Consider the following 16,601-nt stretch of genomic DNA (forward strand, 5'->3'; position numbering starts at 1 on the left):
TCTACCTCAGGTCAAACGATTGGCCGAGTGTAGAGGTTTATGTGGGGAGTTTCTCCAGGATCTTCCAGCAGGTGAGGCCGAAGATGCCCAAGGTGCCGATCCACATCATCAGCACACCGACGTCGCGCTCACGCAGGCTGAAGCCGATGGTCAGCAGCATCAGGAAACCGAACACGGGGACGAACAGGGACAGGAAAGGGGACATGACGGGCGATCCTTCTGCACGTGCGGGGGGGATGCTTTAAGCATAGTGGCTAGCTGGCGAAGCGGAATGACTTGTATCACATAATGTTTAATCGGTGGGGTTAAAGGTTCATATTTCCTACGCATCTATCAGACCAGTTTCCTACACAGGAATGCATCCCTTGGCCGATATAAGATTCACCACGGTGTGTGGGGATTTTTAGAAGGTTCGACGATGAGTGCAAAATCAGTACGCAACAGTTTATCGTTGTTGGCGGTGGCAGGGTTGAGCATTACTGCCCATGCCGAGAATAACTTGGCAACGGTGATTGTCGATAATAAAACAAGTGCCGCAGCCAGTTACACCTATGAGCACATGTCAGGTACGTCACAGCCGGTCATGGGTGAAGTGAATGCCCGCCAGAACAGAGTGTTTTTAGTTACAAGCTTTGCTGATTCAATTTCGGGCATGCGCTTTGTGTACGCATCCGGTAGTAAAAAGTGTCGTTTCTCCGTATCGCATACTGCGCCACCACCACGCTATATACCCACCTGGAAAAAGGATGCTGTTTCGATCGGGTCATCGCGCGCAACTTGTACGGTGAAGATGGAAAGGATAGGAACGCAAATGCCTTATCACTACGCGGTGAGGTTCACTATTCAATGAACCTCGCGGGGCGCCAGTGAAGGTGCCCCTCGATGAGCACCGAGGAACGCCCATGAAAATTTTCAGCGTTAATGCCACGCCTGTCGTACGCCAGGAAAACGTTCTGCTACCGCCCACAAAGTCGGAGGAGGGTACTGCACAACCAGGGTGCAAGGTGAGTTTGTCTGATGAGGCCCTTAACGACGCCAGAAACAAGGACGAGGTTCGAGCACTTCATGCACGGATCTATGGAACACCGTCGCTCGGGGATCGAATCAGTTATAGCTATCGAACACGGGGAGAAGAAAAATTCAAGAATGAACCGCCTCCAGAAAATTACACGCCTGAACAGGCTGAACGCCACCGGCAAGCCCTGGATTATCTGGTAGGTATCGAAAAGCTCTCAGGGGTGGAGACTCAGTTTGAGGAAAACCCGTTTTGGGGGTTGGACCGCGCTCATCTAGTGGCAATCGAGCAGGATGAAAACAGTTATACCGAAGTGGAACGTTATGCGGCAGCTAGAGCAAAAACAGAATTGGACAATATTTTCTTCACACGTCTCAGCGACCATGCCTATAACACAGGCGACCTAAGACCCGTGTTCAAGGGATATCTTGAGTATCTGGATAACTTGACCGACGTCGAACGCCTCAATTTTCCAGCCGATGAACGTGAACGGGTAGCCGGTCTTTTAGCTCGTGCGCAAAGCGAATCTGGCAGCCTCCCCGAAGGCTTCTCCCTCTGGCAATACATGAACTGGGCCCCTGAAGGCCGCCTCGACCTCGAAGCGCTGCTGAACCCCGCGCCTTAGTCGGCAACGCCCGCCCCCACTGAAGGGGCGGGCACTGCCGGCGGTCAGGGCAGTTCGCGGCTGCGGTAGAACGCGGTCAACACCTTCACCAGGTGCGCCAGATCCTGGCTGCCGCACAGTTCACGTATCGAGTGCATGGCAAAGGTCGGCAGGCCGATATCGACCGTGCGCACGCCCAGGTGGCTAGCGGTGATCGGACCGATGGTCGAGCCGCAACCCATGTCGCTGCGCACCACGAAGCTCTGCACCGGCACTTCTTCGGCCATGCACAGGTGGCGGAAGAAGCCCGCGGTTTCACTGTTGGTAGCGTAGCGCTGGTTGTTGTTGACCTTGATCACCGGCCCTGCATTGAGCTTGGGCCCGTGGTTGCCGTCATGCTTGTCGGCGTAGTTGGGGTGCACGCCGTGGGCATTGTCGGCCGAGACCATGAGCGAACGCTGGATGGTGCGCACGTAAGTGTCGCCGTCCGGCAGCAGGCGCTGCAGGGTCTGCTCGAGCATCGGGCCGTCGGCGCCGCAGGCCGAGCAGCTGCCGACTTCTTCGTGGTCGTTGCACACCAGCACGCAGGTTTCGTCACTGTCAGCGGCCAGCAGCGCCTGCAGGCCGGCGTAGCACGACAGCAGGTTGTCCAGGCGCGCCCCGGCGATGAAGTCACCGTTCAGGCCGATCAGTGCGGCGTCCTGGGTATCGTAGAAGCTCAGCTCGTAGTCCAGCACCACGTCGGCGTTGAGCTGGTGTTCACGGGCAAGCTGCTCGGTGAGCAGGGCGCGGAAGTCGATGCGCTCGTCGCCGGCCACCTGGGCCAGGATTGGTGGCAGTTCGTTCTGCGGGTTGATCTGCCAGCCTTCGTTGGCAGTGCGGTTGAGGTGGATCGCCAGGTTGGGAATGATGGCGATCGGCAGCTTGAAGTCGATCAGCTGGCTTTCGACCTTGCCATCACGCCGGAAGGTCACGCGGCCGGCCAGCGACAGGTCACGGTCGAACCACGGCGCCAGCAGGGCGCCGCCGTACACTTCCACACCCAACTGCAGGAACCCTTGGCGCTGCAGCTCCGGCTGCGGCTTGACCCGCAGGCACGGGCTGTCGGTGTGCGCACCGACCATGCGAATGCCACCCAGCAGCGGCGCTTGCTTGCCCAGGTTGATGGCGATGATCGAAGAATCGTTGCGGGTGACGTAATAGCGGCCGCCAGGCACCGTGGCCCAACTGTCACGCTCGTCCAGGCGCTGGTAGCCGGCCGCTTCGAGGCGCAGGGCCAGGCTGGCGGTGGCGTGGAAGGGCGTAGGGGAGGCCTTGAGAAAATCGATCAGGCCGGTGTTCAGTGCTTCGCGCATAACTCACTCCAATTCGAGCTTCAAGCCGCAAGCTGCAAGCTTCAAGCAAGAGCAGGCCGCGGAGCAAGCTGCAACGCGATCTGTTCTGGCTTTTCTTGCAGCTTGTCGCTTGAAGCTTGCAGCTTAAAAAGGTGCAGGGCACTCGAACTTCAGCCGCTCACCGGAAACCGGGTGGGTGAAGCTCAACATGGCCGCATGCAGGCACAACCGCTCATGTGCCGCCAGCGCCTCGGGGTTGGCATACAAACGGTCACCGAGCAGCGGGTGCCCGATCGACAGCATGTGCACGCGCAACTGGTGCGAACGGCCGGTGATCGGCGTCAGCTCCACCCGGCAGTGGTCGCCGCAACGCTCGAGGATGCGCCAGAAGGTCAGGGCGTGTTTGCCTTGCTCATGGTCCACCACATGGCGGGGCTTGGTGGGCGGGTCGTAGCGCAGGGGCAAATCGATGCTGCCGCTGTCCAGCGCCGGTTGGCCCCAGCACAGTGCGGTGTAGGCCTTCTCGGTCTCGCGGTCGTGGAACTGGCGCGACAGCTCGCGGTGGCTGTCGGCATCGCGGGCCAGCAGGATGATGCCGGAGGTTTCCCAGTCCAGGCGGTGGACGATCAGCGCATCCGGGTAGCCGTTTTCCTGCAGGCGGGTGATCAGGCAGTCCTTGTTGTCATCGGCGCGGCCTGGCACCGACAGCAGCAGGGTCGGCTTGTTGACCACCAGGATGGCGGCGTCTTCATGAAGGATCTGGACGTTCGACAGCGGCATTGCGGGTTCTCGGTCAAATCGGGGAAAACCATTGGGGCCGCGTTGCGGCCCGTTCGCGACACAAGGCCGCTCTCTGTAGGAGCGGCCTTGTGTCGCGAACGGGCTGCAAAGCAGCCCCAATGATCAAGCCCGTTCGCTGTATCAGCGATCGGGCAAGGTGATGTTCAGCTCCAGAATCGAGCAACTGCCCTGGTTTTCCAGTTCGATGTGCACATCATCGCTGCCGATGTTCACATACTTGCGGATCACCTCGAGCAGCTCTTTTTGCAGGGCCGGCAGGTAGTCCGGTTCGCTGCGCTGGCCGCGCTCATGCGCCACGATGATCTGTAGACGCTCTTTCGCCACCGACGCACTGGTCTGTTTCTGTCTGCCACGAAAGAAGTCAAAAAGGTTCATGGTTTATTTGCTCCCGAAAATGCGCTCGAAGAATCCCTTCTTCTGTACATCGATGAAGCGCATCGGCTTCTCTTTGCCCAGCAGGCGGTCGACCGCGTCGCTGTAGGCCTGGCCAGCATCGCTCTGATCATCGAGAATGACCGGGATACCTTGGTTGGACGCCTTGAGTACCGCCTGCGACTCCGGGATCACACCCTTGAGCTTGATCGACAGGATCTCTTCCACGTCGGCCACGCTCAGCATTTCGCCCTTGACGACACGCTCGGGGTGGTAACGGGTGATCAGCAGGTGCTCCTTGATCGGCTCTTCGCCGTTTTCAGAGCGGCGCGACTTGCTCGACAGGATGCCCAGCATACGGTCGGAGTCACGTACCGAAGACACTTCAGGGTTGGTCACGACGATGGCTTCGTCGGCGAAGTACATGGCCAGGTGCGCGCCTTTCTCGATACCCGCCGGCGAGTCGCAGATGACGTACTCGAACTGTGCTTTGAGGTCCATCAGTACCTTTTCGACGCCTTCCTGGGTCAGTGCGTCCTTGTCGCGGGTCTGGCTGGCGGCAAGTACGTACAGGTTCTCAAGGCGCTTGTCCTTGATCAGGGCCTGCTGCAGGTTGGCTTCACCATTGACCACGTTGACGAAGTCGTAAACCACGCGGCGCTCGCAGCCCATGATCAGGTCGAGGTTACGCAGGCCCACGTCGAAGTCGACGATGACCGTCTTGTGGCCGCGCAGTGCGAGGCCGGTGCCGATGGCGGCGCTGGTGGTGGTCTTGCCCACACCCCCCTTGCCGGAAGTAACGACGAGAATCTTGGCCAAGGTGTTTCACCCCTAAATAAGTCGGGACAGGCGTCCCAGCAAAATGCAAAAAAACGGCAACAGGTAAAAAAGTTGCTCTAAAAATGACGGCAAGTATCCGTTAAAGACGGGTGATGTTCAACACGTCACCGGACAGGCTGACTTGCACGCCGCCGCCCCACAGCGGGTCGCGGCGCAGGTCCTCGCAGACCTTGTACTGGCCAGCGATGGAGACCATTTCGGCGGTCATCTGCTGGCAGAAGATACGGGCCTTGGTGTTGCCTTTGATGCCGGCCAGGGCGCGGCCGCGCATGGCGCCGTACACATGGATGTTGCCATCGGCCAGAAGTTCCGCACCCGGGCTCACAGAGCCTGTGACCACCAGGTCGCCACCCTGAGCATAGATCTGCTGGCCGCCACGTACAGGCGAAGTGATGATCCGGGTCGGGCGGATTTCCGGCTCTGCAGCGGGCGCCGGCGCCGGCTCGGGCTTTTTCACTTCCGGCTCCGGCTCCAGCGGCCGCTCACGGGCGCCGGAGGGCGGCAATACCGGCAGGTCGATGGCGATCGCGGCAGCGATGTCCTCGATGCGGTTTGCACGGATCGCCAGGGTTCGCAGGCCGTGGTGACGGCAGATGCGCATCAGCCCGGGCAGGTCGATCGCCCCTTCGTCGGCCGGCAGCTTGTCCAGCGCCAGCACCAACGGTGTGTTGCTGAAAAAATTGGGGGCTTGGGCCACTTTCGCCGCCAGCTGGCGGTCGAGGGCTTCAAGGTCGTTGCGCCCCAGCTCCAGCACAGTGATGGCGAGCATGCTGCCCTTGAGCTGGAACACGGAGGCGGTGTCGGGTGTGTGGTTTGGGCTCATGGTCTGCATAGACGGCTTGTTGCGGAAAAAGTGCCCTGACTTATAACGATAAGACCGGTTGGCCGCAACCGGCGCCGATCCGATGTAGAATGCTCGGCCTTTGACTTACCGGAAGCTTCAATGGAACGCCCGCGTTTTCGTCCCTATTTCCTTCACCCCAGGTTCTGGGGCCTGTGGCTGGGCCTGGGCCTGCTGTGGCTGGTGGTGCAGTTGCCCTACCGCGCCCTGTTGTGGCTTGGCGCTGCCCTGGGCGCGCTGATGTACCGGGTGGCCGGTGAGCGCCGACGCATCGCTGCACGCAACCTGGAACTGTGTTTCCCCCAGATGTCCGTCGACGAACGGCGCCGTTTGTTGAAGGCGAATTTCGCCTCCACCGGCATCGCCTTCTTCGAAATGGCCATGAGCTGGTGGTGGCCCAAGGCCAGGCTGGCGCGCCTGGCGCACATCGAGGGCCTCGAGCACCTGCAAGCCGCGCAACAGGCCGGGCAGGGCGCGATCCTCATGGCCGTGCATTTCACCACCCTGGAGATCGGCGCCGCGTTGCTGGGCCAGGTGCACACCATCGACGGCATGTACCGCGAGCATGGCAACCCGCTGTTCGACTTCATCCAGCGCAGCGGCCGTGAGCGCCACAACCTCGATTCGCTTGCGGTGGAGCGTGAAGACGTGCGCGGCATGCTCAAGCTGCTGCGTGCCGGCCGCGCCATCTGGTATGCACCCGACCAGGACTACGGCGCCAAGCAGAGCCTGTTCGTGCCGTTGTTCGGCATCCAGGCGGCGACGGTTACCGCCACCACCAAGTTCGCCCGCCTGGGCAAGGCGCAGGTCATTCCCTTCACCCAGAAGCGCCTGGAGGATGGCAGTGGCTATCGCCTGGTGATCCACCCGCCGCTGGAAGGCTTCCCCGGTGAAAGCGAAGAGGCCGATTGCCTGCGCATCAACCAGTGGATCGAAGGCGTGTTGCGCGAGTGCCCGGAGCAGTACCTGTGGGCGCACCGGCGCTTCAAGTCGCGGCCTGAAGGTGCGCCGCGGCTGTATGACAAGAAAAAGCGCTGATCATGTGGGCGCCGGCCTGCCGGCGATGAGGCCAGCACTGGCGGTAAAAGTTCCAGGGAGCAAGACATGGTCCCACCCCCGACTACCGGCCTGATCCTCTCTGGCGGCGGCGCCCGCGCCGCCTACCAGGTCGGCGTTCTGGCCGGCATCGCCGAGCTGCTGCCTGCCGGCGCAGCCAACCCCTTCCCGGTGATCGTCGGTACCTCGGCCGGCGCCATCAATGCTGTGACCCTGGCCAGTGGCGCAATGCGCTTCAGCGAGGCAGTGCAAAGGCTCACCGCCTTCTGGCAGAACCTGGGCAGCCACCTGGTGTTGCGCAGCGACTGGCCCGGTGTAATCCGCCAGGCCAGCCGCTTTGTCGGCCACAACCTGCTGGGGCTGGGTGGCCAGGCACCGGTTGCCCTGCTCGACAGCAGCCCGCTGCGTGGCCTGTTGCAGTCGCACATCGACCTCGATGGCATTACCCATGCCCTGGCCAGCGAGCAGCTGCGCGCGGTGGCGGTAACCGCATTCGGCTACGAGTCTGGCCAGGCGGTGACCTTCTACCAAGGCCGCGGCACCATCGACGCCTGGCTGCGCCACCGCCGGCTCGGTGTGCCCACGCCCTTGACCGTTGACCACCTGCTGGCCAGCTCGGCCATCCCGCTGCTGTTCGCCCCGGTGCGGCTCGGCGATGAGTACTACGGCGACGGCGCGGTTCGCCAGTCGGCGCCGATCAGCCCGGCCCTGCACCTGGGTGCCAGCCGCGTGCTGGTGGTCGGCGTCAGCGGCAACCCGCAGCGGCCAGCGCCGCCGCTGCCGACCCAGCGCGTGTTCAGTGGCCATCAGCCAAGCCTGGCGCAGATCGCCGGGCACATGCTCAACAGCACGTTCATCGACAGCCTGGAAGGCGATATCGAGCTGTTGCAGCGTTTGAACCACCTCAGCCGCCTGCTGCCGGCCCACCTGGATGCGCGACGCCTGGGCCTGGCGCCGATCGAGGTGCTGGTGGTGGCGCCCAGCCAGCCGCTGGACGAAATTGCCGCACGGCATCGGCGCGAGCTGCCGGCAGCGCTGCGCTTGTTCCTGCGCGGGCCGGGGGCGACGCGGACCAGCGGGGCGGGGGTGTTGAGCTACTTGCTGTTCGAAGCCAGCTATTGCAGCGAGCTGATCGAGCTGGGGCGGCGGGATGCGCTGGCCAAGCGGCGGGAGCTGGAGCAGTTTCTGGGGGTGTAATCGAACCTACGCGGCGCGTAGGAGCGGCCTTGTGTCGCGAAAGGGCCGCAAAGCGGCCCCATCGATAGTTGCAGCGCCGCTGAAAACCTGGGGCCGCTGTGCGGCCCTTTCGCGACACGAGGCCGCTCCTACAGCGGTTGTGCAAGCAGCACGTTACTCGGCAATCTGCAGCTTGCGCGACTGGGTGTACACATACCGAACCTTCTCGTACTCGAACGGCGAGTTGAGCTGGCCGTAGCGGAATTTGGTGGTGTAGCGCTTGTCCACCGCGCGCAGCAGGAAGATTTCCGGATGATCGGTGCTGACCTCGGCCATGTTCAGATAATTGATCGCCTGTTCGCCAGCGTAATCCACCACCACCCCGGTGGTATCGCGCAAATTGGACGGCCCAAGCACCGGCAGCATGATGTATGGCCCATCAGGCACGCCATAGAACCCCAACGTCTGGCCAAAATCCTCGCTCTGGCGCGGCAGGCCCATCCTGGTCGCCGGGTCCCATAGCCCACCCACACCGATGATGGTATTGAACATCAGCCGTGCGGTGATCTCTGCCGAACGCTTGGCCTTGAGCTGCAGCACGCTGTTGAACAGGTTCGGCACATCGCCCAGGTTATTGAAGAAATTGCTCACCCCGGTACGCACGAACCTGGGCGTCACGTACTGGTAGCCATCCACCAGCGGCAGCAGCACCCACTGGTCCAGGCGGTAGTTGAAGTGGTAGATGCGCCGGTTCAGCGACTCCAGCGGGTCGTATATGTTGAGCGCCGCCAGGGTGGAGCGCTCGAATTCGCGCTGGTCCAGGCCTGGGTTGAATTTCAGCTCGCGCAGCGGGTCGGTGAAGCCGTCGGCTTCGGGGGCCAAGGGTTCGGCGGTTACTTGAGGATCGGACTCGATCACGCTGGTGCGCGGCGCGGTTTCCGCGGCCAGGGCATTGCCGGCAACCAGCAGGGCGGTGGCGAAGAGGAATTTGTTAACCACGGAAGAACTCCAGCATGGCGTCGCTGTTGACGCGGTAGTTGAGGTTGCCGCAATGGCCGCCATGGGGGTACAGGGTCAGGCGCTCGCCAAACACCTTGCGCAGGAAGCCGATATCGCCAGGGCCGAGGATGACATCATCGGCATTGTGCATCACGGCGATTTTCGGGCTGTCGCGCAGGTAGTCCTCCAGCGCGTACAGGCTCACCTGGTTGACCAGTTGCAGGATGCTGTTGCCGTCGGTGCGGGCGCGCCACATCGGGATCACCTGCTCGGTCATGTAACAGTCGAAGTCGCACTGCAGGGCACGCTTGAAGAACGGCGTAAGGCTGCTGCCCTCGGTGATCGGGTACTTCGGCGGGATGATCAGGCCACGGCGGTTGATCAGGTCCGACGTGAAGGCGATGTCGGCCGCCGAGAAGCGGAACGAGGTGCCGATCAGCATCGCCATCTGTTCGTTGGACAGGTGCTGGCGCGACTGCTGGAAGTCATACAGCAGCGCCTCGTTGAGGTCGATGTAGCCCTTGTCCTGGAAATAGCGGGTGAGCTTTTCCAGCATCAGCTCATAGAACGTGGTGCTGCGGTCGATGCCTTTGACCTGGGTCTGCACCAGTTTGTCGAGGTTGTTGATCGAGGTGTACAGGTTGACCGGCGGGTTGAGCAGCAGCACACGCTTGAAGTTGAAGCTGCGGCGGGTTTCATCCAGGTGGCTGACGAACGCCGCGTCCAGCGCGCCCAGGCTGTAGCCGGTGAGGTAGTACTCGCTGATCGGCAGGCGCGGGTGCTGGGCACGTACGGCTTGCATCACCCGGTACATGTCTTCGGCGTCTTCCCGGCTGATGCCCGGGGTGGCGAAGCGCGAGGCGGCGCTCATGAAGTCGTAGCTGGTCGGCGACGACAGCTGAACCACATGGTAACCGGCCTGGTAGAACAGTTTTTTCAGGTATTCGTTGATGGTGCTCGAATACGGCGCGCCGGTGCCGGCGATGATGAAGATCAGCGGCGCTTCATGGTCCTGGCGAGCCAGGCGGTACTTGAGCTTTTTCACTGCCCAGAAATTGTCGGGCAGGGTGAATTCACGCTCCGGGCGCAAATTGAGGCTGTAGTCGCTCTGGTCGATCTCGTCGTCGCTGGGCAGCGTTGGGCGCTGGTCGGGCGGCGTCGTGGCGATCGTCGCCTCGAACGGGTTGGTCAAGGGGAAGCCGTAGGTTGCGGCGTCGATGTCGCGCGCAGAAGCGGCCACAGCCATGAGCAGGCCGCCAAGAAGGGCGGCTAGGCGCCAATATCGAAGCATGTAATCCCCCAGAAAGAACGCGAGCAAGGTACTGCGCTACGCAGGCTAGGACCACAAGTGCCTTGGCAAAGTTGCCAAGTGCGGTGGCCTTTGGTGTGCTTGTTATCTGCAACATAGCTGCAGATTGTGATTTTGCCTTACAACGGGCCTTGGGCGATCATGGCTTGTTTCGATTACTGCTATTGGAGAACGGGATGTCTCGTACCTTGCCGGCTGCGCTGCTCTTGCTGTTTCTCGCCTTGTGGCTGGCTGCAAGTTACGGCGTGCGCTACGGGTTGATGGAAGATGCGCAGTGGGTCGGCCTGTGCGCCGTGCCGGGTGAGCACTGGCAGTGCCAGGCGCGCTCGGTGCTGGGGCTGGGGATTCACTTTCAGGTGATGGCCTGGGCCGGGCTTGCGCTGGCGTTGCTGGCGCAGGTGCTTGGCGGGCGCAGCGGTTGGTGGCTGGCGGTGTTGGCGCTGGTGTTCGGCATCCCGGCGCTGGTGCTGTATACCGCCAGCATTGCTGTATTTGCGGTGGTGCTGGCGGGGTTACGGCTGGTACGGCAAGCGCGTCGCGCCTGACAGGGGCTGCCGTGCAGCCCATTCGCCGGCAAGCCAGCTCCCACAGGAGTTGCACCGTACTTGAGGGCGGCGCTTTACCAGTGGGAGCCGGCTTGCCGGCGATGCAGGCACCTGGGTATCAAGCCTTGCGCACCCGCAAACTCCGCCACAACGCCGCAGCCATCAGCACACTGACCACCGCCCACCCCCAGGCCTGCTGATTCTCCAGCCCTTCCCGGTACAGCTGCGGCATCACGCCAGCCCCGACGATAAACGCCAGCAACGCCACCTCCGCCCGTGCTGCTACCACCGGGCGCAGCAGGTAAACCAGCGCCGGCAACGCCAACGCCGCCGTAGGGAAACTGCGATAACGCGGGTCGAACACCATCGCAAGCATGCTCACTGCCGCGGCAAAGCCTGCCGCCAGCAATAGCCACCCTGCGCGCGCCTCGAGCCAGGCAAACACACGCTCCCGCCAGCCAGCCCGGCGCGCCAACGCAAGTACCGCATGGGCCAGTACCATCAGGTTCAACCCCGCCAGCAACGCCGCCCACAGCCATTCCCCGGCAAACCTTGCGTGGGTCCGCATCAATTCGCCCCACAGCCCCAGGCAGCCAGCGCCAAACGCCGCCAGCAACGGCAACAGCAACGCCCCGGTCGCGGTGCCAGGGCGCCCTGCGAACACCAGCATCACTGCCATCAACACCGCGCTTGCCAGCAACCACTGGGGCCAGTAGTGCAGGTTGCTCACAGGGCCCTCGAGTACGCCTTTGTCCTGCCGGTCGGCATCGTACAGGCCCCAGTAGCCGCCCACCGCGCCTTCGCTGGCGCGCTTCCACGGCTGGTCGAAGGCTTCGATCAGGTTGTAATGCCAGCCATTGGCCTCGGCCATGGCGACGAAACTGCGGATGAAGCGTGCCTCGTTGGCCCGGCTGGGCACAGCGGTCTCGCGCTGGCGGCCTTCGCTGGGCCAGCCAGTCTCGCCGATGAAGATATCCTTGGGCGCAAAGCGTGTGCCGAACACCCGACGCACATCAGCGACATGCGCCAGGGCATCTTCGATACCGCGCGGGTCGTCCTCCCAGTAGGGCAACAGGTGGATCGTCAGGAAGTCCACCGCTGGCGCCACCTGCGGGTGCTGTAGCCAGAACTCCCAGACATCGGCATAGGTCACCGGCACCTTGACCTGGCGTTTCACTTTGCCGATCAGCGCGGCCAGGCGCTCGCCGGTCACTTCCTTGCGCAACAGCGCTTCGTTGCCCACGATCACCGCACTGACCACGTCCGGGTTGGCGTTGGCGGCGGCGATCAGCAAATCCACTTCCTTGTCGGTATCGACCGGGTTGGCATTGACCCAAGCCCCGAGCATCACCTTCAGGCCATGCTTGCGCGCCAGTGCCGGAATCGCTTCAAGCCCGGTCATGGAATAGGTGCGGATGCACTGAAATCGTTCGGCCAACAGCGCCAGGTCGGCGTCCATGCGTGCCGGGCGCAAGCGAAAAGGCTGGTCGAAAGGCGACTGGTCCTTGTCGAACGGGGTATAGGAGGCGCACTGCAATTTGTGCGTGGGGCTGGCGGCGTCCGGCAGCAGGATCGGCTTGCCGAGCGTGTACCAGAGTGCCCCAAGCCCTGAGAGGGCAAGCAGGCAGGTGAACAGGTACAGCGGCAGCAACAGGCGGGCAGGGCTGGGCATCAGGCGGTCCATCGTCAGGCGCAAAACGTTAGATAGTAGCCCGGCGCCAATCCTTTGGCATGCAAGGATCGCGCAGAATGGTGCAGGCAGACGCCGCTAATGGCACAGTGCTGTCGCAAAGGCATCGGGTACAGGTCGCAGTGGGAGCAGGTCACGCTTTGTTGCAGGAACATCATGCAATCTCCGAGACCTGACGAGGGGATGCTTTGATGGCAACTTTGAAAAAAATGCGACGACTCCTGGGGGCGGGCACCGCCCTGGTACTGGCCATGAGCGCTGCACAGGCCATGGCCAAAGAAGTGAGCATCGGTTACGTGGATGGCTGGGCCGACAGCGTGGCGACCACCAACGTGGCCGCCGAAGTGATCAAGCAGAAGCTCGGCTACGACGTCAAACTGCAGGCCGTGGCCACCGGCATCATGTGGCAGGGTGTGGCCACCGGCAAACTCGACGCCATGCTCTCGGCCTGGCTGCCGGTGACCCACGGTGAGTACTGGACCAAGAACAAGGACAACGTGGTCGATTACGGCGCCAACTTCAAAGATGCCAAGATCGGCCTGATCGTGCCGGAGTACGTCAAGGCCAACAGCATTACCGACCTCAAGACCGACGAAAGCTTCAAGCAGAAGATCGTCGGCATCGACGCAGGCTCCGGGGTGATGCTCAAGACCGACCAGGCCATCAAGGACTACGGCCTTACCGGCTACAAGCTGCAGGCAAGCTCCGGCGCGGCGATGACCGCCGAACTGGGCCGCGCCTACGGCAAGCAGCAGTCCATTGCAGTGACCGGCTGGGTGCCGCACTGGATGTTCGCCAAGTGGAAGCTGAAGTTCCTCGAAGACCCCAAAGGCGTCTATGGTGCCGCCGAGACGGTCAACAGCATCGGCAGCAAGGAACTGGCGACCAAGGCGCCGGAAGTGGCCGAGTTCCTGAAGAAGTTCAGCTGGCAGTCCAAGGACGAGATCGGCGAGGTGATGCTGGCGATTCAGGAAGGCGCCAAGCCTGAGGCGGCGGCGAAGGATTGGGTGGCCAAGCATCCGGACCGAGTCAAGGAATGGACTGGCAAGTAACGAATCAAACTTTTTGAAGCGGGGCTGCTGTGCAGCCCTTCGCGACACAAGGCCGCTCCTACAGGCGTTATGCGCTGTAGGAGCGGCCTTGTGTCGCGAAAGGGCCGCACAGCGGCCCCGCTTTGTTACTTATTCTGCAAAACACCGTTGCATCTAAGACTAAGGTCGTCTGGTTGGCGTTCAAAGGCAGCATAAAGTGACGGTGTGGGTTCCATCCCCTATCTGTGCTGCTAGGACAAAAACAATGAACGACAGCATTTACCTCTCGATACAAAACAGCCCCCGCTTCAAGGAGCTGGTGACCAAACGCGAACGGTTCGCCTGGATTCTCTCGGCGATCATGCTCGGCCTGTACTGCGCCTTCATCCTCCTGATCGCCTACGGTCCTCATCTGCTGGGCGCCAAGCTCAGCCCTGAGTCGTCGATTACCTGGGGCATCCCCCTGGGCGTCGGCCTGATCATTTCGGCATTCGTCCTGACCGCCATCTACGTACGCCGCGCCAACGGCGAGTTCGATGAGCTGAACAAGGCCATCCTCAAGGAGGCGCAACAATGATTCGTCACACCAAAGCCTTGGCCGTACTGGCCTGCGGCGTTTTCGCACCCGCCGTGTGGGCAGCCGATGCCCTGACCGGCGAGGTGCAGAAACAGCCGCTGAACGTTGCAGCGATCGCCATGTTCGTGGCCTTCGTCGCCTTCACCTTGGGCATCACCTACTGGGCTTCCAAGCGCAACAAGTCGGCAGCCGACTACTACGCTGCCGGCGGCAAGATCACCGGCTTTCAGAATGGCCTGGCGATTGCCGGCGACTACATGTCGGCAGCGTCGTTCCTGGGTATTTCCGCGCTGGTGTTCACCTCTGGCTACGACGGCCTGATCTACTCGATCGGCTTTCTGGTCGGCTGGCCGATCATTCTGTTCCTGATCGCCGAACGCCTGCGCAACCTGGGCAAATACACCTTTGCCGACGTGGCCTCCTACCGCCTGGGGCAAAAGGAAATCCGTACCCTGTCGGCCTCCGGTTCGCTGGTGGTGGTGGCGTTCTACCTGATCGCGCAGATGGTCGGCGCCGGCAAGCTGATCGAGCTGCTGTTCGGCCTGGACTACCATGTGGCGGTGATCCTGGTAGGTATCCTGATGTGCCTGTACGTGCTGTTCGGCGGCATGCTGGCCACCACCTGGGTACAGATCATCAAGGCCGTACTGCTGCTGTCCGGCGCCAGCTTCATGGCACTGATGGTCATGAAGCACGTGGGCTTCGACTTCAACACCCTGTTCTCCGAAGCGATCAAGGTGCACAGCAAGGGTGAGGCGATCATGAGCCCGGGCGGCCTGGTCAAGGACCCGATCTCGGCCTTCTCGCTGGGCCTGGCGCTGATGTTCGGTACCGCCGGCCTGCCGCATATCCTGATGCGCTTCTTCACCGTCAGCGACGCCAAGGAAGCGCGCAAGAGCGTGCTCTACGCCACCGGCTTCATCGGCTACTTCTACATCCTGACCTTCATCATCGGCTTCGGCGCGATCCTGCTGGTCAGCACCAACCCGGACTTCAAGGACGCCGCCGGCGCCCTGCTGGGCGGCAACAACATGGCTGCGGTGCATTTGGCCGATGCCGTGGGTGGCAGCATCTTCCTCGGCTTCATCTCGGCGGTGGCGTTCGCCACCATCCTGGCGGTGGTTGCCGGCCTGACCCTGGCCGGTGCCTCGGCGGTGTCCCACGACCTGTACGCCAGCGTATGGCGCAAGGGCAAGGCCAACGACAAGGACGAGATCCGCGTCTCGAAGATCACCACCATCGCCCTTGGCGTGCTGGCGATCGGCCTGGGTATTCTGTTCGAGAAGCAGAACATCGCCTTCATGGTCGGCCTGGCGTTCTCCATTGCCGCCAGCTGCAACTTCCCGGTACTGCTGCTTTCGATGTACTGGAAGAAGCTGACCACCCGCGGCGCCATGATCGGCGGCTGGCTGGGCCTGGTGAGTGCAGTGACACTGATGATCCTTGGCCCGACCATCTGGGTGCAGATCCTCGGCCACGAGAAGCCGATCTACCCGTACGAGTACCCGGCGCTGTTCTCGATGCTGATTGCCTTCGTCGGTATCTGGTTCTTCTCGGTCACCGACAAGTCCAAGGCGGCTGAAAACGAGCGCGCACTGTTCTTCCCGCAGTTCGTCCGCTCGCAAACTGGCCTGGGGGCCAGCGGGGCGGTTTCGCACTGACATAGAGCGCAAAAAACACAACGCCCCGCCAGTCGGGGCGTTGTGCATTGTGCAGTGTCATTTTGCCTTCGCTCGGAAATTTCCGAAGCTCCCTCGGAAGCTTCCTGATTATCCCGCCCCATGCTTCCCGAATACTTCTCCTCACCCGCCGGGCCAACCCGGCAGGCCTGTTACCTTCAAGGAGAAACCATTCGTGAAACGCACGTTACTCGCCCTTCCCCTGGCCCTGATGTTCGCAGGCGCCGCCCATGCCGTCGACCCGATCGAGAAGCAGGTGCAAATCGTCGCCCAGGTGCCCACCGACGCGTTCTACGTCGAGCCCGTGGGTGGCAACTGGATGAACGACCCGCAGGAAATGGCCTGGAATTCCTTTCAAGGCAAGCTCGACCCGATCCGCAAGCAACTGCAGGTCAAGAGCACCATCGGCCCGATCAGCGCCTACCTGGTATCGCCTGCAGTGATCGCCAACGGCAGCAACAACATTGGCCTGGACGTCACGGTCGGTGACACCGTGTTGCAAACCACCCCGGCCGAAGTGGTCAGTGCCACCCAGGCGGCACCGGGCGCGGTCATCGGTTTCCAGGTCGAGGCCCAGCCGGCGCCAGGCACCGGTTATGAGCCAGGCAGCTACCAGGGCCTGGTCAGCATGATCTTCGAAACCGCCGCCCCTTAAGGCTCCGTTCACCTCCAGTGCCTGCCCGGGCCCTCGCCAACGGCGAGGGGCGGGCAGGTCATGCCTGTAAGCGATAC

General features: G+C 62.2%; 18 protein-coding genes. 9 read left to right on the forward strand and 9 right to left on the reverse strand.

Translation table 11 applies throughout. The annotated features are described in order from the left end of the window. Positions 1-37 precede the first annotated feature (37 nt). On the reverse strand, positions 38-205 hold the full coding sequence (locus tag EGJ09_RS26585; RefSeq protein WP_012313193.1) for a hypothetical protein: 168 nt from the start codon (positions 203-205) through the stop codon (positions 38-40). 213 nt (positions 206-418) lie between these two features. Here EGJ09_RS26585 and EGJ09_RS15735 point away from each other — a divergent pair, with 213 nt between their 5' ends. Both EGJ09_RS15735 and EGJ09_RS15740 read left to right on the forward strand, forming a co-directional pair. Continuing rightward, positions 419-850, forward strand: coding sequence for a hypothetical protein (locus EGJ09_RS15735; RefSeq protein ID WP_125924315.1), 432 nt, complete (start codon positions 419-421; stop codon positions 848-850). 52 nt (positions 851-902) lie between these two features. Further along, positions 903-1,640 (forward strand): hypothetical protein, encoded by a 738-nt coding sequence (locus EGJ09_RS15740; protein WP_125924316.1) that lies wholly within the window; start codon positions 903-905, stop codon positions 1,638-1,640. Between the two features lie 44 nt (positions 1,641-1,684). On the opposite strand, the gene EGJ09_RS15745 is transcribed toward EGJ09_RS15740, so the two are convergent. The 5 genes from EGJ09_RS15745 to minC all read right to left on the reverse strand — a co-directional run bounded on the left by EGJ09_RS15745 (position 1,685) and on the right by minC (position 5,798). Next, positions 1,685-2,974, reverse strand: coding sequence for a M18 family aminopeptidase (locus tag EGJ09_RS15745; RefSeq protein ID WP_039603106.1), 1,290 nt, complete (start codon positions 2,972-2,974; stop codon positions 1,685-1,687). 123 nt (positions 2,975-3,097) lie between these two features. Continuing rightward, a complete protein-coding gene (locus tag EGJ09_RS15750) occupies positions 3,098-3,733 on the reverse strand; it encodes an RluA family pseudouridine synthase (protein ID WP_012313196.1) in 636 nt (211 codons plus the stop codon). A 141-nt stretch (positions 3,734-3,874) separates the two neighbouring features. Next, entirely contained in the window at positions 3,875-4,129 is a 255-nt protein-coding gene (gene minE, locus EGJ09_RS15755) for a cell division topological specificity factor MinE (protein WP_012313197.1), read from the reverse strand. Positions 4,130-4,132: 3 nt separating this feature from the next. Beyond that, positions 4,133-4,945 carry a septum site-determining protein MinD gene (gene minD / locus EGJ09_RS15760; RefSeq protein WP_115272953.1) on the reverse strand — a complete coding sequence of 271 codons (813 nt, stop codon included), beginning with the start codon at positions 4,943-4,945 and terminating at the stop codon, positions 4,133-4,135. Positions 4,946-5,045: 100 nt separating this feature from the next. Then, complete coding sequence (gene minC / locus EGJ09_RS15765) at positions 5,046-5,798, reverse strand: septum site-determining protein MinC (protein WP_046787408.1); 753 nt, start codon at positions 5,796-5,798, stop codon at positions 5,046-5,048. A gap of 111 nt (positions 5,799-5,909) precedes the next feature. On the opposite strand from minC, the gene EGJ09_RS15770 reads away from it, so the two are divergent. Both EGJ09_RS15770 and EGJ09_RS15775 read left to right on the forward strand, forming a co-directional pair. Then, positions 5,910-6,845 (forward strand): lipid A biosynthesis lauroyl acyltransferase, encoded by a 936-nt coding sequence (locus tag EGJ09_RS15770; RefSeq protein WP_046787407.1) that lies wholly within the window; start codon positions 5,910-5,912, stop codon positions 6,843-6,845. 66 nt (positions 6,846-6,911) lie between these two features. After that, positions 6,912-8,060 (forward strand): patatin-like phospholipase family protein, encoded by a 1,149-nt coding sequence (locus tag EGJ09_RS15775; RefSeq protein WP_119688429.1) that lies wholly within the window; start codon positions 6,912-6,914, stop codon positions 8,058-8,060. A 153-nt stretch (positions 8,061-8,213) separates the two neighbouring features. Here the strand turns inward: EGJ09_RS15775 and EGJ09_RS15785 are convergent, their stop codons facing one another. Both EGJ09_RS15785 and EGJ09_RS15790 read right to left on the reverse strand, forming a co-directional pair. Next, the gene (locus EGJ09_RS15785) at positions 8,214-9,038 is read right to left on the reverse strand and encodes a VacJ family lipoprotein (RefSeq protein ID WP_125924317.1); all 825 of its coding nucleotides are present in this window, start codon (positions 9,036-9,038) and stop codon (positions 8,214-8,216) included. Then, entirely contained in the window at positions 9,031-10,329 is a 1,299-nt protein-coding gene (locus EGJ09_RS15790) for a serine/threonine protein kinase (protein ID WP_039603299.1), read from the reverse strand. The genes EGJ09_RS15785 and EGJ09_RS15790 overlap by 8 nt, the downstream gene beginning before the upstream one ends. A 194-nt stretch (positions 10,330-10,523) precedes the next feature. Between EGJ09_RS15790 and EGJ09_RS15795 the strand changes: the two genes are divergently transcribed. Continuing rightward, a complete protein-coding gene (locus tag EGJ09_RS15795; protein ID WP_125924318.1) occupies positions 10,524-10,892 on the forward strand; it encodes a hypothetical protein in 369 nt (122 codons plus the stop codon). 118 nt (positions 10,893-11,010) lie between these two features. On the opposite strand, the gene EGJ09_RS15800 is transcribed toward EGJ09_RS15795, so the two are convergent. Continuing rightward, the gene (locus EGJ09_RS15800; RefSeq protein WP_125924319.1) at positions 11,011-12,576 is read right to left on the reverse strand and encodes a glycosyl hydrolase family 17 protein; all 1,566 of its coding nucleotides are present in this window, start codon (positions 12,574-12,576) and stop codon (positions 11,011-11,013) included. A 197-nt stretch (positions 12,577-12,773) separates the two neighbouring features. Here EGJ09_RS15800 and EGJ09_RS15805 point away from each other — a divergent pair, with 197 nt between their 5' ends. The 4 genes from EGJ09_RS15805 (at position 12,774) to EGJ09_RS15820 (ending at position 16,524) form a co-directional block, all read left to right on the forward strand. Then, positions 12,774-13,634 (forward strand): glycine betaine ABC transporter substrate-binding protein, encoded by an 861-nt coding sequence (locus tag EGJ09_RS15805; RefSeq protein ID WP_046787404.1) that lies wholly within the window; start codon positions 12,774-12,776, stop codon positions 13,632-13,634. A 244-nt stretch (positions 13,635-13,878) separates the two neighbouring features. After that, complete coding sequence (locus EGJ09_RS15810) at positions 13,879-14,190, forward strand: DUF485 domain-containing protein (protein ID WP_039604303.1); 312 nt, start codon at positions 13,879-13,881, stop codon at positions 14,188-14,190. Next, positions 14,187-15,851 (forward strand): cation acetate symporter, encoded by a 1,665-nt coding sequence (locus EGJ09_RS15815; protein ID WP_046787403.1) that lies wholly within the window; start codon positions 14,187-14,189, stop codon positions 15,849-15,851. The genes EGJ09_RS15810 and EGJ09_RS15815 overlap by 4 nt, the downstream gene beginning before the upstream one ends. A gap of 193 nt (positions 15,852-16,044) precedes the next feature. Beyond that, entirely contained in the window at positions 16,045-16,524 is a 480-nt protein-coding gene (locus EGJ09_RS15820) for a CS1 type fimbrial major subunit (RefSeq protein WP_046787402.1), read from the forward strand. Positions 16,525-16,601 lie beyond the last annotated feature (77 nt).

The sequence above is a fragment of the Pseudomonas sp. p106 genome, from assembly GCF_003936645.1.
GTDB lineage: Bacteria > Pseudomonadota > Gammaproteobacteria > Pseudomonadales > Pseudomonadaceae > Aquipseudomonas > Aquipseudomonas putida_E.